The organism is Arsukibacterium sp. MJ3, assembly GCF_000987765.1.
Taxonomy (GTDB): Bacteria; Pseudomonadota; Gammaproteobacteria; order Enterobacterales; family Alteromonadaceae; genus Alishewanella.
The window spans coordinates 1-16,326 of the sequence record NZ_LAHP01000023.1 but is presented as its reverse complement, the minus strand read 5'-3'; the positions used below and the strand labels follow the sequence as shown (position 1 = coordinate 16,326).

The window sequence follows — 16,326 nt, the reverse complement described above, 5'->3', positions numbered from 1 at the left end:
TAGCGCACTATGTAGGTTGGTTCTTTTTGCTAATCTGGGGACGTAGTAATTAAAACAATCTACAGTGAATGTTGCTGCGTATGAAAAAATGGTTGAACCGAAATGACTAATAATAATAATTGGAGAGTTGCTATGCATAACCACCGTATTGACCATTTAAACCGGCAAGATGTCAGGATTGACGAAGTTATCATTCATTCTTTTGAAATGGGCATCTATTTAGTCGAAGCCGATTTTGATGGCCGAAAAGGTTTTTTAGTGGCCGATAATAACCGGCCACAGCAGTTTCAGAGTATCGAGGCCGTTAAGTTGGCTTTGAATGAATGCCTGGTGCGTCAGGCATTTTTAGTGCACCAGTCGGCTTATGACGAAATGTGTGGTGGGCCAGAAAAAGTAGATAATACCCTTAGGCTGGCTATTCACTTTAGTCGCACCGGCGAATAAACGTTTAGCGAGCGCTAACGGTTGTTAAATGTTGCTGCAATTGCTGCCACATTTGTTGGTTGCGCTGCTTAAGCTGCTCTGCACGTTCGGCCAACTGCGGTAAAAGGTTTGCTTTGTTGGCCAATAATTTTTCAACAGCCTGACATAGGCTGTCGGCTGACAACTGTTCTACGCAATAATCGGCCATGGCAAAGTCGCTCATCATGGCATGGTATTTATGGCTCCAACTTGTTGCAATGCATGGCACAGCCTGGCTTAAGGCGTTAACTGCACCGTGAAAGCGTGAGCTAATAACCAGTTCGGCGCCACCAATAAACGCCTTTACGGCTAATGGATCTTCAAGTTGCACTAATTCGCAAGGCGATAAATTGGCAATTTCAGCACATAACTCCGCGTCTTCCCGCCCTTCATGATTAACTAACATTACCTGATAACCTAGCGATGTTAGCTGGTTTGCCGCCGCGGCAAACGCCGCAACATAACTTATCCGCATGGTTTCGGCATCAGCATGGTTGTACTTAGAGACCACTTTTGAATTAGGAATAAGTGCCACATATGGTTTAGCCATAACAGGGAGTTGAAAATGGGCAGTGGGTTTAAGACCGACGGTAAAGTCGGGCGTTAACACCACACTGGCCGGCAGTGGGCTAAGACAGCTTTGCAAATGTGTCAGCGATACCGGATCGCGGACAAAAATAAGCCTGGCATGCTGAATAATATCCCGCATAGCGGCCTTGCTTTGCTCGCTGGCGAAAGGACCAAAGGCTTGAGGCATAAAAATAAAAGGTTTGCCGGCCTGCTTAAAACGCTTAACTTCTTTAGCGGTATTTTCTAAAAACTGCAGCGGCCATTGGTCGCCATAAGCAAAACCACTGGCTTCCAGCACAATATCAATATCACGCTCTGTTACCATACCATAACGCTTAAACAACCGCTGTAAAGCGGAGGGAAGCTTACCAATCAGGCCAGTTAAATCGAGCCCTTTGCGCCGAAACGCCAGCTTTTGCCAGGCACCAAGCCGCGCGCGCTCCGGGTAGGGTAAATTAGGGCCGGGTGATAACACTAATTGATAGTCTGGTAGGCTTTTTAAGCCATCAAGACAGGCCAACAACATCAGGTAAGCGCCTTTATTTCGAAATTGCACACCTTTAATTTCCACAAACAGTGGCTTGTTCATAAAAAAACCTTTTAGCTATGGTGAGAAGTGCGGCGGGTGGTAACAAGTTGCCACAACTGCGCACGGGTACTGGCGAATACAAATAAAAAGAAAAACGACGCAAAAGCATAAGAAACTAAGGTAGCCCAAGCCGCACCAACAATACCCATGGTAGGAATAAGCCACAAGTTCAGCCCGATATTAAGTAAGGCACCAACACCATGGCTTAGTAATGATAACGGTTCTTGTTCGGTGATCACCAGATGCTGGCTAATTAAATAACGCACAAAAATAAAGCAACCAGCCCAGATATGAATGCGCAGCACCTCTATCGCAGCAATGAAATCCTCGCCAAACAGCAGGTTAATAATCCAGGGCGCTGCCAACGTCATTATTAGCGCTATACTAAATGCCGCAGCAAAAAACAGCAGAGCAAAACGGCGTAATTTTAAGTAATAATAGGGTAATCCTTGCTGATACGCTTTTAACATATCAGGATAATAGCGGGTAGCCAGGGTGGCGGGGAATACGTACCACAGTTCTGACAAGCGGCTGGCAGCGGCATAAATACCGGCTTGTTCTGCGCCGGCCATGCTACCGAGCATCACAATATCAATTTTCAGGTAAATTACTGCGACAATACCCGACAACCATAACCAGCTGGAACGTTTAAGCAGAGGTTTTATCTGTGCGGCACTAAACCAACGCGGATGATAGGGTGGCCAGCGGGTTTCACCAGCCATAAAGGGCTGGTGTTTATAGCGATACAGCAGATATTGCGCCAGGCCAACCAGCATAAATTCAATACCGGTCATTAGTAGTAAACTGGCGATGCCAAAGCCGCTATACAGTAACGCCATTTTAGCGCCAAAACTAAAAAGCGTAATAGTCGTTTTTAAGTAGGCGGGGCTGCGAAAAGTGCCCTGGTAATTTAAGTAAAATTCAAATAACAGCAAGCCAAAGAAGCTTTGTAATAAAAACAACATGGGAATGGCAATGGCCGTATTACCACTAAACATTTCAGGGTAGAGAAAATAAAAGCCAAGCAACATCAGGCTGCCACCGAACAAACCCAATGCTAAGCGAAGAGTTATTGCGCTGTATAATAACGTCATGGCTTGTTGGCCATTCTGCTGCTGCACCATACGGCGCACAACATTATTATTAAGGCCCATGCTGGTAAGTGGCACTAGCAGCGAACTCCAGGCCATCACAATAGAATAGATACCCAGTTCACTGGCACCGAGCACTCTTGCGACAAATATTGTTAATATAGCGCCTGCTAGCAGTTTAACCAGCCGATCTCCCAGCATAGCGGTAGCGCGAGCGACTAACAGTTTTTTTAGCATAACGGGCTCAATAAGAGTTGCAAAGAATACACGATGGTTAACGCCGGTTAACGATATTGTGGCGAATAACCGAAATAATGCGCCAGATGTTTTGCATCAGTCCGATATACAGCGCAAATACCAGAAAAAACAGCAATAACATGGCCACTTCCGGCACCAGTAAATATTCACCAATAATACCCACGCAGGCAAACACACAAGCCAGTGCGCTTATTAGCATTAATGACTCGCGTGAACTTAGCCCCAGGCGCAACGAGATATGGTGCAAATGCTCCCGGTCAGCCTGAAACGGCGATTGGCCTTTTAAAACCCGACGTAGCATTATTGCTACCATATCCATTAATGGAATGGCAATTAACCACAAGGCAGTAACGGGTCGAAAACTAGCGCTTTCACTTTGGGTGCTGATTAATAAAAGCCAGATAACCGATAAACCAATTAACATACTACCGGCATCACCCATAAAGATTTTTTTATGGTTAATTAAACCAAGGTTAAACGCCAGGTAAGGTAGCAACGCAGCAATAAATACCAAGGGTAACATGGCTTCGCCTGGTTGGCCCCAGAGCGACATAAACACGGCAATGCTGCCAAAACTTACCATACTGAGTAAACCCGCCAGGCCATCTATACCATCGGTCATGTTAAAGGCATTAATGGCGGCAATAACCGCAATTAAGGTAAAAGGAATACCAAAAACACCTAACTCTACCTGACCAAAACCAAAAATATTGCCTAAATTACTGATGTGTAGGTCCAGGCTGTAAATCATGGCCATACCCACCAATAACTGCATAGCCAAGCGTAACTTAACACTTAAATCCAGCGCATCATCAAAAGCACCAAGTATGACAATTACTGCCGCACAAGCCAGATAATAGCCGAGCATAATATCGGAAGATACTTTACTGCCCAATACCAGTAATAAAGTGATATAAATAGCAAGGCCACCAATCAACGGCACGGCCCCGTTATGTTGTTTGCGGCCCTGTGGAAGGTCCAGCAGGCCCATTTTAGCGGCCATTGGCCGTAATAACAGTATTGCCAATAAGCTGGCTACCACCGCAAATAACACGGTATACGTTAATTCAGGTAGTGGCATAGTCTTCCCGTAATTGTCGTTATTCAGCCTGTCGTCAGCTGCTATCGGTTTATAATCAGTTTTAGTATATTCTTAACTGGTTAGCACCCGCTAATTGGCTATAAAATAAGTATTTTATGCGGCTACTGCGCCTATTGTAGTCAGTATTACTGGCATTTGGATAGAAAAACCTTGAGTAGCAAACCGAGTGTGTTAATTATCACCAATATGGGCCCGAAACCGGCTGCACCGTTTCAGGGGCAATTTGTCCGTCAGCAAGTGGAAGCATTGGCACTCTTGAAACCCGGTTATCATTTTATGCGTTGGCATACTGACTCAAAGCTGAACCAATTAGTAAAATATCCGGTATTTTTTCTCGACTTTATCTGGCGCTATATTTTTAGCCGCCATAAATATACCGTTTTACACGTGCATTTTTTTTATCCCACTATTTGGCTGGCGCTGTTGTATCGGGCGCTACGCAATCCAGCGGCAAACATTATTGTTACCTGTCACGGTAGCGATATTTACCAATATCAGCCACCCGGTTTTTTTTATCGTTGGTGTGCTGGCAAGGTTCAGCACTGGGTTTTTACCAGTGACGCGCTGGCCGCCCGATTTAATTTGCCTATTAAAAACAGTACTGTGTTGTCGGCGGGTATTGCCGAGTGTTTCGCGGTGCAACCGAGGCGTGATTTTACTAATAAAATCATAGACGTATTGTATGTAGGCAGCCTAGATTTCAATAAAGGTATTGATAGGTTAATTGGCTTATTGCCAACATTAACCAGTAAAAAGGTGGTGATTGCAGGTGCAGGCCCTTACTTAGCGCGGTTGCAGCAAGCTGTAGCGCCATATTCAAATGTAAGCGTAGTGGGGCCGCAAACCTCCAGCGAACTTGCCAACTTATATCAGCAAGCCCGCTGTTTTATAAGCTTGTCACGCAATGAGTCTTTTGGGTTGGTAATGGCAGAAGCGATGGCTTGCTATACTCCGGTAGTAGCAACGGTTACCGATGGCTCTATTGCTCAGCTTCGTGAGGGTGAAAATGGTTATTTGGTCCCTCAGCAAGATGCTGGAGAGGCGCTAAACGAGCAGCAAATAATAGCGGGGCTGCAACATGCCTTGCAAAAAATGTGGTTGCTGCCAGCGGCCGATTATCAACAGATGCAATATACTGCCAGAGCCTGGGCAGAGCAGTGCTTAGTCAGTGATGTTGCCAAACGGCTAATTGTTCTTTATCAGGAAGTATAACCATGTCAGAAATTATCTCAGAGACTGTTGCAGAAAATTTTACAGCAACTATGCCTGAGCAGATCAGTGTTGGGGTAATTAAGGTTGCAGCCTTTAAAAATATGCAAGCGCTGCTGCAGTATATTATTCCGGATGCGGGTCCGGTTTTTGCCGGCTCTGCTATTGCCATTAATCCGGAAAAAGTACTCTCAGCCAGTAACAACGCAGCATTACGCCGCGTTATTGAAGCGGCAGATATCCGTTATGCCGATGGTATTGGAGTAGTAAAAGCCATGCGCCGTCGTTTAGGCCGTCATGTTGAACGGATCCCGGGCTGTGAATTGTGGCAAGCGTTGATGCTAAGAGCGGCCAGTTATCAGGTACCGGTATTTATTATTGGTGCAAAGCCTGAGGTGCTGGCGCAAACACGCGATAAACTTATTGCCAGTGGAACTACTGTGGTTGGTGCGGTAGATGGTTATTTTAAAGATGAAGCGGCCTTGATTCACCAAATAAAACAAAGTGATGCCCGCATTGTTAGTGTGGCAATGGGTTCGCCCCGTCAGGAGTTGTTGATCCAAAGGATCCGCCAGGCGCACCCTAACTGTTTTTATATGGGGGTAGGGGGCACTTACGATGTTTATACCGGCAATGTGAAACGGGCACCGCTACTGTGGTGTAAACTGAATCTGGAATGGGCATATCGCTTGTTGTCGCAGCCAAGCCGGATTGGGCGGCAGCTTGGCTTGTTGCGCTATTTGTGGTGGTATTGGACGGGTAAAGTGTAAACAGGATGATAAGCATGAATGCAGAGCAAAACTGGCCATTAATTAGTGTTTATATGCCAACCTATAATCGGGTAGAAATGGCAACCCGGGCCATAGATTCAGTGCTGGCGCAAGACTATCCCAATTTTGAGTTATTCGTGGTTGATGATGCGTCTACGGACGATACCTGGGCGATTTTGACCGACAAATATAGCAATGTACCGCAGGTACATTTTTTGCGTCAGCTAGAAGGTAAGGGGGCATGTGCTGCCCGAAACCGTGCTATTGCTGCAGCAAAAGGGGAGTTTGTTACTGGCATTGATGATGATGACGAGTTTTTAGTGCATCGTCTCAGCAGTTTATATCGGGCCTATGATCCGCAATACAGTTGTGTTTGTGCTGGCTATATCTGGGATTATGGCAGTGTGCAAAAAACCTTATTTGCTACAGATGAAGTCGTAACATTAAGTAGCCTGCTCGACTTACATACCTTATCGAATCAGGCGTTAGTTAAACGCGAACGTATGCTGCAGTTACAAGGGTTTGATGAGAACCTGGCGGCATTTCAAGATTATGATATGTGGGTGCGGGTGGTGGCTGCTTTTGGTCCGGCCCTGCGGATAAGTGATGCCAGCTATAAAGTAAATGTTGGCCATGAACTGGGCCGTATTACTAACTCACCAAAACGATTGGACGCTCATAAACAGTTTGTGGCAAAACACCGTCAACTAATGAGCGAGCGTAATTTACAAAACCAGATGTTTTACCGATTAATGATGGAAAAGCAGCCACTGGGTTTACTGGAATTACTACGCTTGAGTCGCTTTGGTTTGCAAAAATTAAAATGTCGCTATTATTTGAAACAAAAAATGGCCTGGTTAAGTAGCTGGCGCATCAAGTTATTTAGTAAAGGACTGGCGGGGTTGTTCAAAAAATAATGCAGCTGGCTCTGTTATCTAATCAATTATTATCCAACCAGATGCCGCGCATTGACTCCGCTAGCTGGCCAGCGTGGCTACTGTTTTATTTAATGCCCTGGTTCCTGCTGGTCGATAGTATTAGTGGCGGCTTACAACAGCTGCCAGGGGCATTGCTTTGGTCACTAATGTATAAAGCGCTATTGCTTAGTGTGCTGCTATGGCAGTTAATTCTGTGGCGTAGCAAAGCGCTGGTGCTACTGCTGGGGTTACTGCTTCTGGCGCTAAGTGGCCCGCTTTATAGCTATTTAACCCTTGCGGCGTTGCAAAACGTTGGGGCTGCTGGTTTTCTGGCGACCGAGCTGCCTTTGCTGATAAAGGCGTTAGCACCGCTATTGGCTTTTAGTTTTTTTTGTCATTTTTGCCTGCGTTATCCCGCGGCCTTTGTAGTGATGATCGACCGGCTGATGCTGCTAAGCTTTGGGGTTATTGTTGTTAATTTGCTGCTAGGCCTGGCGGGCTTTGGCTATACCGCGTATCAGCCAATGGACAATGTAGTGCAACCTTTTTTAGGGCTTAAAGGCTTTTTTTATTCCACTAACGAACTGGCCGCAGTATTACTGGTGGTCAGTGGTTGGTTGTTATGGCGCAGTTGGCCGCTACATAAAGCGCGTTATGGGCTGATAAGCCTGTTAACCATTGCCAGTGCCTTGTTGTTGCTGACCAAAACCGGCTTACTGGGTAGTTTAATGCTGGTGTTCGCTATACCACTTTTATCCGCTAAAGCTGGATTTTACCGGCAATACCGTCGGCAGATAGCGGTTGCGCTTTTGCTGGCCCTAAGCGGGTTATTGGTATTAATTTGGCAAGCTGAAGCGCTACTTCGTGCTGCCGGCTTGTACGATAAATTAGCCTATGCCTTTCAGCAACGTGGCGTGCTGGGTATTGTTTTGTCATCCCGCGACCTGTATTTAAGCGTAGTTTGGCAACAGACAGAGCAACATTATGCGCTGCTACATCGATTATTTGGGGTGGGTGTCGCAGGAGTGAGCGTTCTGTTAAAAAAATACTTTATTGAAATCGATCTTTTTGATCTAATGGTGTTTTATGGCGTGGCGGGTGCAGCCATATTTGGGCTGACCTTTGGCCAGTTTTTTTATAGCAGTTTTCGCCAGTTAAGCAAACACCCGCTGGCGGCAACACTGTTGTTTATTAATGTTTTACTACTGGGCGTGGCTATGTTAGCCGGGCACATATTAACATCGGGTATGCTGTGGTTGCCTTGGGCTTTGTTAAATGCTGCAGTGTTTAATACGCTTTTAATTACTGCTATGCCAGTTACTACACCAGCAATACCACGAGGGACCGATGAAAGATCTGCTTGAACCTTTTTTATACCCACAAAATATTTTTTTGTATGGCTTGTTGCTGGCGTGTATTTTTTATCGGAAAAAAGGCCTGTGGTTGCTACTACTGTGCTTCTATTTAGCGGGTAACACGTTTTTTGCCAATATGGTACGTAGCTATTATAGTGCGCAAATCAGTGGCACTAGTCTGGCGCAAAGTAACACTACTTATGTGGTGCTGGGTTGTGGCGGTTCAGCGAATGCGTTACCCGCTTGTGCCCGCGCCAGGCTCGATCGCTTAGGGCAAAGCCTCGGCGGTCAGATGGCGCCGGTGCTTATCACCACCCGTTATTGTCAGCCGTATCAAGACTATTTGTTAAGCCAGCAACACCAGCCTTTAGTTATTGATTGTTTTGACGCAGGTAGCAACACTTATCAGGAATTTAGCAGTTTAAACCAGCGTGTAAGCCAGCAGCAACGATTACAGTTTATTACCAGTGATTTTCATGGTTGGCGTGTGAGTAAACTGCTTCATTATCATCAATTAAATGCCGGGTTAAGTACCGTCAGCAGTCAGACGTTCCGGCCGCTTAACTGCAGCTGGAATTGTATGTTTACCGTTAACCTTAGTAATTTTGATTTATATAGCAAACTGATTGCTGAATATGCCAGCTACCTAGTGTGGCGGGTTAGCGCCACAGCGGCAGTATGGCAGCGGTAATTAATCGTCATTCAGTGAATTGTTGATCATGGTTTGGGTAACCTGAGTGGGTGACACCGTATTAGAATGAGGGCGCTGGCTAGTTTGTCGCCGGAAACAGTAATGATAAAAAGCCATTAGTGCCACAATGGCCGGCAACAGACTAATAAAATAAAAGAATACCAAACTGCCAAATTGGTCCAGTAAAATACCCGACAACAACAACCCGCCGATAGCACCTAAACCATTAGCCCGAATTAATACACTGCTGGCCGCTACCATTTGTCGCTTAGCCAGGTGATCGTTAGTATGGGCAATTGCCATTGAATAAAGGGGTAAAAATAAAGCACCAAAAATATAAAAGGCTAAATACAGCTGCCAGCCGCTGGCTGCTGTTAACTGAGCTAACCAGATAGCGACCATGCTGGCTGATACACCGCAGACTGTCATAATCAGTTTGCGGTCAAATTTGTCAGATAATTTGCCTAACTGAAACTGCATACACAAACAGCCAAAAATAAAAATGGCCATTAAGCTGGCTATTTGCAGTAACGACAACCCCAGTCTTGAGAAATACACCGGGCCAAAGCCAAACATTGACGCGTAACCAAACTGCAAAATAAAACAGCCCAATACACCCAGTGGTGCAATTTTAAGTAATTGGCGTGCTGGCATTTTCTCAGCCTGCTGAAAAGTAGGGGCAGGCGTTTTGGTGATCAATAACGGAATAACCGCAGCACTGATTAATACCGATACCAGTGTAAATTGAATAAAGTCTCGCGGATCGCCAACCGTAATCAAAAACTGGCCCAAGCCAATGCCCCCAAACAGCATTGACACATAAATTGACAGTAAAGTACCGCGATTCTGGTTATCCGCTTTGTCGTTTATCCAGCTTTCTGCAATAACAAAGATGGCGGAAAAACAAAAACCAGACAGCAGGCGCAGAAAAAACCAGGCATAGGTATTAATCCAGATGGCGTGCAACAAAATACTGATAGACGCCAGTGAGGCCAGTGCTGCAAAAGCGCGAATATGACCAACCCGCATAATCATTTTGGGTGCGCGCAGTGAGCCCAGTAAAAACCCGATAAAATAGCCGGCTAACATTACCCCTATACTGGCGCTGGCAAACCCTTCTAACTCTGCGCGCAGTGACAGCAGCGTGTTTTGCAGTCCGGTGGTCATGCCAACAATAGCCACCCCTAGAAATAACGGCCAGGTAGAGCGAAAAATGGTTTTCAAGACAGCCTCTTTATAAATTACATGCGTGCAGTTTAACCTAAAATAGCGGCACTGGCTGCAGCCCAGCGGCTATTTGACATCTTCTGGCTGCTACTTTAGGCTAATTTTAAAACATTATTCTTGAGGTGCTTGTGACGCAGCAACAGCAGCTTAGGCGATTACCCTGGCAAACCAGTTATAATGGTCACCCTCGGCGCTTTGGAATCGAAATTGAATTTAGCGGTCTGGAGCTAAATGAAGTACAACAGTTGGTGGCGGAACATTTGTCGTTGTCTGGCGCCCCCAGTGGCCGTTATCGCCATAAATTAACGGGTGATCCGGCCGGCGACTGGCGGGTTGAACTGGATTTTCAGCTGTTAACTGTGATGGGCGAACAAAAGTTTAATACCGACTCACTAACCGATACTTTACAAGCTTCGCTGGAGGCATTGCTGGCAGCTGTCGCCAAACCACTCGTGCCGCTAGAGTTGGTAAGTCCGCCGCTACCCTATGCACGTTTAACCGAAGTAGAACAGCTGATCACGTTACTGCATCAGGCTGGTGCCAAAGGATCGTCTGAGTCTTTTCGGTATGCGTTTGGTTTACAACTTAACCCGGAAGTACCAGCCACTGACGCCAGCGCATTGCTGCACGTTATTCAGGCGTTTGTTTGCTTACATGACTGGTTGCGACAGCGGGAAAATATTGATTTTATCAGGAGCCTCACGTCTTTTATTGCGCCCTATCCAACAGCATACCAATTACAGATTATGGATAAAGACTATCAGCCAAACCTTGCTGAGTTAATTGACGACTATCTGCAGTTCAACGCTAGCCGCAACCGGGCGCTAGATTGCTTGCCGTTATTTTTACATTTAGATAAACAGCGGGTACGGGCGATAACCGACGATAAATTGATAAAAGCCCGGCCTACTTTTCATTACCGCTTGCCGAGCTGTGAAATTCATCAGGCTGAATGGGGGTTGTCGCGAGCGTGGAATGGCTGGGCTGAAGTTGAAATGCTAGCAGCAGAACCAGAGCGGTTACGGCGCTGCATGGCCGCTTATCGGCAGCAATTAACCAAGGCGGGTAACAATGTTAAACCGTGGATTAGTGAGGTAGAGCAGCAATGGCTAAGCCGGTAATTGCCATAACCGGGCCAGAGCGGGGCGCTTTCGGGCCACGGTTGTTGGTCGCACTCGCTGTGCGTTGGTATGGCGGTATCCCTTTGCAACTTAAGCCCTCTAGTAAACTTGATGCACAGCAATTTAGCGGCGTGGTAATAACGGGCGGCCATGATATTGACCCGGTACTGTATGCCGCTAAAGCTGAAGTACAGCCAAAATATGATTCTGCCCGCGACGAGCTCGAGCTGGCAGTAATAAAACAGGCAGCAGCTAACGATTTACCGTTACTGGGTATTTGCCGCGGTGCGCAGCTACTGAATGTCAGCCGTGGCGGCAGTTTATTGCAGCAACTTACTAAGCTGCGGCAACATACCTCAAAGCGCTGGACGGTATTGCCATTAAAAACGTTGTGCCTGAGCGAAGCAGACTCTACCTTGCAGGCCATTTTTCAGTGCCAAAAAGCCCGTATCAACAGTTTACATAATCAGGCGATAGATAAACTAGGTAAAGGCTTACAAGTTGTGGGGCGTGATCTGGATAATATAGTGCAGGCAGTAGAAGATCCAAGCGTTGCCTTTGTGTTGGGGGTGCAATGGCATCCGGAGTTTTTGTTGTTTATCCGTTGTCAGCGTCATTTATTTAAAGCCGTGGTTAATCATGCTAGGCGGCATTAAACGCTGATCTATAAATCTTCTAGCTAGCTGTTTCTTTAACAAAAAAGTTTTTTAGGTATAGCAAGCTAAACATCACGCCACCGGCAATAACCCCATACCAATGGGCGTCAATTGCCACCGTAGCATTAATAAGCTGGCCAAGTTCGGCATCTGGCCCCTGATATTGCTCGTAAGCCACTTTAGCCAAAATACCTAAAGTAAGTAAAACACCGCCGGTTTTAGCGGTTTTAATATCCAGCAGCGCGCCAAAAAAAAGTAAGCCATGTAACACCCCCGACAGCCCAACATACTGCTGAATGTCGGGCTGGCGCCAATACATTAGGCTACTGATAACAATAGCGGTAAAAAGCAGTTGCCACAGTAGCGCAAGCTGGCGCTGATAACTGGCATGTAGCAGCATTATTATCAGTAATCCGCCCCCATTTAGCAGTAAATGATAAAGGTTAGAATGCAGCAGATGACCAGTGATTAATCGCCATAGCTCACCGCTCGCCAGGCTTTCGCGTTGATAGGCTAATAACTGCTGCCAAGAACTGGGTAAAACAAACAATAATACCGCCAACAAAAGCAGCATGCAGTATGCAGCATAACCCTGTTTTTTGATAAATAACGCCAGCATACAACTCTGCCATAAACTAAGAAAATACCAGTGAACCTATCCCAAACTAAATTGTGATGAATATCAAGTTATATTTCGCTAAGCGCCAGTGATAACAGGCTGATGCCGCTTGATCTGTTCTGCGCTTCTGGTTAGGGTGTAACACTGCTTAATTCGAGAGTAATTTATGAAGCCGCCCTATCTGTTGTTATCTGGTTTAAATCTGCTGCTGGCCAGTTATTTTATTGTTGCCGCACCCGTGCAGCAGGAAATTCGTGAGCCTGAAGCTGCCACCGGATTAACGCAACAGCAATTAATTAGCAGTAAACATGCCATGGTAGCGGCGGCACACCCGCTGGCGGTAGCGGCTGGGCAACGTGTGCTGGCCAAGGGGGGTAGCGCAATTGATGCGGCCATTGCTACTCAATTAATGTTGGGTTTGGTTGAGCCGCAAAGTTCAGGGATTGGCGGTGGTGCCTTTATTTTACATTGGCACAAAGCCGGCCAGCGTTTAACCAGTTTTGATGGCAGAGAAACGGCACCAGCAACGGCGACTGACCAATTATTCACTGAAAATGGTAAAACGCTTGATTGGCGTGTGGCCTATGTTGGCGGTAAATCAGTGGGCGTGCCTGGCGTGTTAAAAGCTCTGGCGTTGGCGCATCAACAATATGGTCGTTTACCATGGCAAGCCTTGTTTGACGATGCGATAACCGCCGCCGAGCAAGGGTTTAACGTTTCTCCGAGGATGGCACATCATTTAACAATGGGCTGGAATGAGGGAGTAAAAACGTTAGCGCCAGCCAAAGACTATTTTTATCCTGAAGGCCAGGCGCTGGCGGCTGAGCAGCAGATCACTAACCCTGAGTATGCCGCATTGCTAAGGGCTATTGCCAAAGAAGGCGTTAGTGCGTTTTATCAGGGCGCAAATGCCGAGGCACTGGTTAATACAGTGCGCCAGGCAGCAACTAACCCCGGACAGCTAAGCCTGGACGATTTAGCCAATTATCAAGCGATTGAACGCGAGGTATTGTGTCAGGCATATCGGCAATATCAGGTGTGCGGCATGGCGCCACCCAGCTCTGGTGGTATAGCGGTGCTGCAAATGTTGGGTATTTTATCAGCGTTTGAACTTAACAAGTTGGCGCCAAATTCGGTTGAAGCCGTGCACTTACTTAGTCAGGCAGCGCGGTTAGCGTTTGTCGATAGAGAGCGCTATCTGGCGGATACAGATTTTAGCCCGGTACCGGTAGCTGGTATGTTAGACAGCAATTATTTAGCGGCCAGAGCCGCGTTAATTTTGCCGCAGCGTAATCTGGCAGTTGTAAGCGCAGGGCAACCGGAAGGGGCCATGCCCCTTGCTGACGTTGCTGCCATAGAGTTTGAAAATACCAGCCATTTATCAGTAGTTGATCAGTACGGTAATGCGGTTAGTATGACCACCAGCATCGAAAACGTTTTTGGTTCAGGTTTAATGGTGAACGGTTATTTGCTTAATAACCAACTCACCGATTTTAGTTTGAGTGCCAGCGTTGAGGGTAAACTGGTTGCCAACCGGGTAGAGGGCAGTAAAAGGCCACGAAGTTCAATGGCGCCAATGATGGTGTTTGATAACAATAATAACCTGAAGTTATTAACCGGGTCGCCCGGTGGCAGCCGCATTATTAATTATGTGCTGCAGAACCTGGTAGCCGTTCTCGACTGGCAGTTAAATTTAGAGCAGGCAGTAAATTTGCCGCGCTTTACCCACCGCAACGATTATCTGGCGCTGGAAGCGGGCACCCCGCTTACTGCATTAAAGCCTGTGCTGGAAGCAATGGGATACCAGGTGCGGATACAAGATTTAAACTCAGGTATTCATGCTATTGAAGTTAAAGCGAACACGCTGGAAGGTGTCGCGGATCCGCGTCGTGAGGGCACGGCAGCGGGTCATTAACAATAACAATAACGTTTTTGGTTAAATGAAATAGTAACAACGAGAACTAACGATGACGGTTGAAATAAAACAAAGCCCTGAGGGTGTGTTAACGCTTACCCTGCAACGAGCGGATAAAAAAAATGCAATAAGCCTGGCTATGTATCGCCAGTTAACTGGCGCATTGCAGCAAGCCGAGCGCGATGCTGCCATAAAGGTTGTGGTATTACAGGGGTCTGCCAGCTGCTTTTCCAGTGGCAATGATTTACAGGATTTTCTATCAGCAGGTGATTTAAACGCCAACCATCCAACCGTGGTATTTTTATATCAGCTTAATGCTTTTAGTAAACCTATTATTGCTGCGGTAGCCGGGCTGGCAATTGGCATAGGCACCACCGCCTTACTACATTGTGATTTAGTCTATGCGGCACCTGGCTGTCGTTTTCAAATGCCTTTTAGTCAGTTAGGGTTGTGTCCGGAAGCAGCTTCCAGCTTATTGTTACCACAATTAGTCGGCTATCAACGGGCGGCGCAGTATTTATTGTTGGGCGAAGCGTTTAATACGGCACAAGCTGAAGCTATGGGCTTGGTTAATCAGCAGGTTGCCAGTGAAGACTTGTTGGCTTTTGTTGCTGATAAAGCATTGCAACTGGCAAAATTGCCTGCGGCGGCAGTACAGCAAAGCAAAGCCCTGTTACGTGGTAAAATTAAACGCCAAGCCGAAAAAGTGATTACGGTTGAGCTAGAAGTATTTGGCGCACTGCTGCAAGGCGAAACGTGTCAGCAACAACTGCGCGGGTTTTTAACGAAAAAGTAAGTAGTATTAAGTAAGTGGCATTAAGTAAGTAAGTAGTATAGTAAGTAGCATTGTTGTGAATTAATAGCTGGCAGTATTACTAAAGCGGTCGATTTTTACGGAATGAACCAGCCATTTGCCGCTTTTTTTGATCATTTGAACGGTGCGCATATTATCCACTTTTTTACCGTTGAATTGTCCGCTAAATATCAAGGTAACATCGGCATCGTCATCATATTGTTGGCGCAGGTTTTGGCCACTGCGATTAACTTCAATGGTAACCTCATCATACGACATGTTCAGCAAGGTTCTGGCAACCTGGCGCGGCGTAACATAAGCCTCTAACAGGCTGGCAAACTCTGCTGTACTGTAGCTTTTGGCTTTATCTAAGTCTTTTTCATTATAAAGCGCATGGAAAAACTCGGTAGCAATATGCTCGGGTGTGCCCCAATGGGCATTACTTGTCGGTTTTTCACTGCAGCCCGCCAACAGTAAAAAGCTTAGGAAGAATGGCAGTAATTGTTTCATTAGCCGCTTACTCAATAACTATGCATAGCCGCAGTGTGAAAGTTTTTTAAGCAGCTGTAAAGTACAAAGGCCGCAAAAGCGGCTTTACTGCGGCAAAGAGGTGGCTTAGGGCTGTAATTCTTGTTCGCTAAAGGTGTTAGCAAACAACGGGCTGGATTAATAACGCTTAGTAACACCTGCCAATATAATCACACTATTTTTACCGGGGTTTTCTGGTTTAGCCGCCTAGCTTTATGCCGCAATTAGAAAACTTGACCGCAAAGTCTTGGGAAATAACCAGTTTAAACATGAAGTTGACATTTTAACAGCGCTACGTCAGCATGGGGCTAAGCGAGAGCGTCCGTAGGTTGGCGTAAGCAGGTTTAATTTTATTCTGACCCTGACAAATCCCCACAAAATGTATATAAAAAACAATAGTATAATAAAGAAATAATTGAACATTCATGGCGTTTGGTGATCAGATCTATCGCC

16 protein-coding genes are annotated in these 16,326 nt (G+C 46.2%); 10 read left to right on the top strand and 6 right to left on the bottom strand.

Going from position 1 to position 16,326, the window contains the following annotated elements; translation table 11 throughout:
* The first annotated feature begins 132 nt into the window (after positions 1-132).
* Positions 133-444, top strand: a complete 312-nt coding sequence (locus VT06_RS14490) for a DUF6482 family protein (RefSeq protein ID WP_046555041.1) — start codon at positions 133-135, stop codon at positions 442-444.
* 4 nt (positions 445-448) lie between these two features.
* Here the strand turns inward: VT06_RS14490 and VT06_RS14485 are convergent, their stop codons facing one another.
* Genes VT06_RS14485 through wecA form a run of 3 tightly spaced genes read right to left on the bottom strand, consistent with a single transcriptional unit; the run spans position 449 to position 4,051 of the window.
* Positions 449-1,621, bottom strand: coding sequence for a polysaccharide pyruvyl transferase family protein (locus VT06_RS14485; protein WP_046555040.1), 1,173 nt, complete (start codon positions 1,619-1,621; stop codon positions 449-451).
* Between the two features lie 11 nt (positions 1,622-1,632).
* On the bottom strand, positions 1,633-2,949 hold the full coding sequence (locus tag VT06_RS14480) for a flippase (RefSeq protein WP_046555039.1): 1,317 nt from the start codon (positions 2,947-2,949) through the stop codon (positions 1,633-1,635).
* A gap of 37 nt (positions 2,950-2,986) precedes the next feature.
* Positions 2,987-4,051 carry a UDP-N-acetylglucosamine--undecaprenyl-phosphate N-acetylglucosaminephosphotransferase gene (gene wecA / locus VT06_RS14475; RefSeq protein ID WP_046555038.1) on the bottom strand — a complete coding sequence of 355 codons (1,065 nt, stop codon included), beginning with the start codon at positions 4,049-4,051 and terminating at the stop codon, positions 2,987-2,989.
* Positions 4,052-4,222: 171 nt separating this feature from the next.
* Here wecA and VT06_RS14470 point away from each other — a divergent pair, with 171 nt between their 5' ends.
* From VT06_RS14470 to VT06_RS14450, 5 genes are read left to right on the top strand one after another with little or no spacing between them, the layout of a single operon-like run.
* Entirely contained in the window at positions 4,223-5,284 is a 1,062-nt protein-coding gene (locus VT06_RS14470; protein WP_235357440.1) for a glycosyltransferase family 4 protein, read from the top strand.
* Positions 5,285-5,286: 2 nt separating this feature from the next.
* Positions 5,287-6,051: a WecB/TagA/CpsF family glycosyltransferase gene (locus VT06_RS14465; RefSeq protein ID WP_046555037.1), complete on the top strand. Its 765-nt coding sequence runs from the start codon at positions 5,287-5,289 to the stop codon at positions 6,049-6,051.
* 14 nt (positions 6,052-6,065) lie between these two features.
* The gene (locus VT06_RS14460; RefSeq protein ID WP_046555036.1) at positions 6,066-6,968 is read left to right on the top strand and encodes a glycosyltransferase; all 903 of its coding nucleotides are present in this window, start codon (positions 6,066-6,068) and stop codon (positions 6,966-6,968) included.
* Entirely contained in the window at positions 6,968-8,332 is a 1,365-nt protein-coding gene (locus VT06_RS14455; protein ID WP_052750292.1) for an O-antigen ligase family protein, read from the top strand. Before VT06_RS14460 ends, VT06_RS14455 begins: the two co-directional genes overlap by 1 nt.
* Entirely contained in the window at positions 8,316-9,014 is a 699-nt protein-coding gene (locus VT06_RS14450) for a hypothetical protein (RefSeq protein WP_046555035.1), read from the top strand. Before VT06_RS14455 ends, VT06_RS14450 begins: the two co-directional genes overlap by 17 nt.
* Here VT06_RS14450 and VT06_RS14445 read toward each other — a convergent pair whose 3' ends face one another.
* A complete protein-coding gene (locus tag VT06_RS14445) occupies positions 9,015-10,238 on the bottom strand; it encodes an MFS transporter (RefSeq protein WP_052750291.1) in 1,224 nt (407 codons plus the stop codon).
* A 131-nt stretch (positions 10,239-10,369) separates the two neighbouring features.
* Here VT06_RS14445 and VT06_RS14440 point away from each other — a divergent pair, with 131 nt between their 5' ends.
* Together VT06_RS14440 and VT06_RS14435 are read left to right on the top strand one after the other, a co-directional pair.
* Positions 10,370-11,362, top strand: a complete 993-nt coding sequence (locus tag VT06_RS14440; protein WP_046555034.1) for an amidoligase family protein — start codon at positions 10,370-10,372, stop codon at positions 11,360-11,362.
* The gene (locus VT06_RS14435; RefSeq protein ID WP_046555033.1) at positions 11,347-12,018 is read left to right on the top strand and encodes a gamma-glutamyl-gamma-aminobutyrate hydrolase family protein; all 672 of its coding nucleotides are present in this window, start codon (positions 11,347-11,349) and stop codon (positions 12,016-12,018) included. The genes VT06_RS14440 and VT06_RS14435 overlap by 16 nt, the downstream gene beginning before the upstream one ends.
* A gap of 19 nt (positions 12,019-12,037) precedes the next feature.
* Here the strand turns inward: VT06_RS14435 and rrtA are convergent, their stop codons facing one another.
* The gene (gene rrtA, locus VT06_RS14430; protein WP_046555032.1) at positions 12,038-12,637 is read right to left on the bottom strand and encodes a rhombosortase; all 600 of its coding nucleotides are present in this window, start codon (positions 12,635-12,637) and stop codon (positions 12,038-12,040) included.
* 166 nt (positions 12,638-12,803) lie between these two features.
* On the opposite strand from rrtA, the gene ggt reads away from it, so the two are divergent.
* Together ggt and VT06_RS14420 are read left to right on the top strand one after the other, a co-directional pair.
* Positions 12,804-14,552, top strand: coding sequence for a gamma-glutamyltransferase (gene ggt / locus VT06_RS14425; RefSeq protein ID WP_082122548.1), 1,749 nt, complete (start codon positions 12,804-12,806; stop codon positions 14,550-14,552).
* A 52-nt stretch (positions 14,553-14,604) separates the two neighbouring features.
* The gene (locus tag VT06_RS14420; RefSeq protein WP_046555031.1) at positions 14,605-15,348 is read left to right on the top strand and encodes an enoyl-CoA hydratase-related protein; all 744 of its coding nucleotides are present in this window, start codon (positions 14,605-14,607) and stop codon (positions 15,346-15,348) included.
* Between the two features lie 60 nt (positions 15,349-15,408).
* Here VT06_RS14420 and VT06_RS14415 read toward each other — a convergent pair whose 3' ends face one another.
* Entirely contained in the window at positions 15,409-15,855 is a 447-nt protein-coding gene (locus VT06_RS14415) for a hypothetical protein (RefSeq protein ID WP_052750290.1), read from the bottom strand.
* Between the last annotated feature and the right edge of the window lie 471 nt (positions 15,856-16,326).

What these genes read in the sequence shown, in the direction of transcription:
- VT06_RS14490 (WP_046555041.1), top strand. Translation starts at nt 133, where the DNA reads ATGCATAACCACCGTATTGACCATTTAAACCGGCAAGATGTCAGGATT.
- VT06_RS14485 (WP_046555040.1), bottom strand. Translation starts at nt 1,621, where the DNA reads ATGAACAAGCCACTGTTTGTGGAAATTAAAGGTGTGCAATTTCGAAAT.
- VT06_RS14480 (WP_046555039.1), bottom strand. Translation starts at nt 2,949, where the DNA reads ATGCTAAAAAAACTGTTAGTCGCTCGCGCTACCGCTATGCTGGGAGAT.
- wecA (WP_046555038.1), bottom strand. Translation starts at nt 4,051, where the DNA reads ATGCCACTACCTGAATTAACGTATACCGTGTTATTTGCGGTGGTAGCC.
- VT06_RS14465 (WP_046555037.1), top strand. Translation starts at nt 5,287, where the DNA reads ATGTCAGAAATTATCTCAGAGACTGTTGCAGAAAATTTTACAGCAACT.
- VT06_RS14460 (WP_046555036.1), top strand. Translation starts at nt 6,066, where the DNA reads ATGAATGCAGAGCAAAACTGGCCATTAATTAGTGTTTATATGCCAACC.
- VT06_RS14455 (WP_052750292.1), top strand. Translation starts at nt 6,968, where the DNA reads ATGCAGCTGGCTCTGTTATCTAATCAATTATTATCCAACCAGATGCCG.
- VT06_RS14450 (WP_046555035.1), top strand. Translation starts at nt 8,316, where the DNA reads ATGAAAGATCTGCTTGAACCTTTTTTATACCCACAAAATATTTTTTTG.
- VT06_RS14435 (WP_046555033.1), top strand. Translation starts at nt 11,347, where the DNA reads ATGGCTAAGCCGGTAATTGCCATAACCGGGCCAGAGCGGGGCGCTTTC.
- rrtA (WP_046555032.1), bottom strand. Translation starts at nt 12,637, where the DNA reads ATGCTGGCGTTATTTATCAAAAAACAGGGTTATGCTGCATACTGCATG.
- ggt (WP_082122548.1), top strand. Translation starts at nt 12,804, where the DNA reads ATGAAGCCGCCCTATCTGTTGTTATCTGGTTTAAATCTGCTGCTGGCC.
- VT06_RS14420 (WP_046555031.1), top strand. Translation starts at nt 14,605, where the DNA reads ATGACGGTTGAAATAAAACAAAGCCCTGAGGGTGTGTTAACGCTTACC.
- VT06_RS14415 (WP_052750290.1), bottom strand. Translation starts at nt 15,855, where the DNA reads ATGAAACAATTACTGCCATTCTTCCTAAGCTTTTTACTGTTGGCGGGC.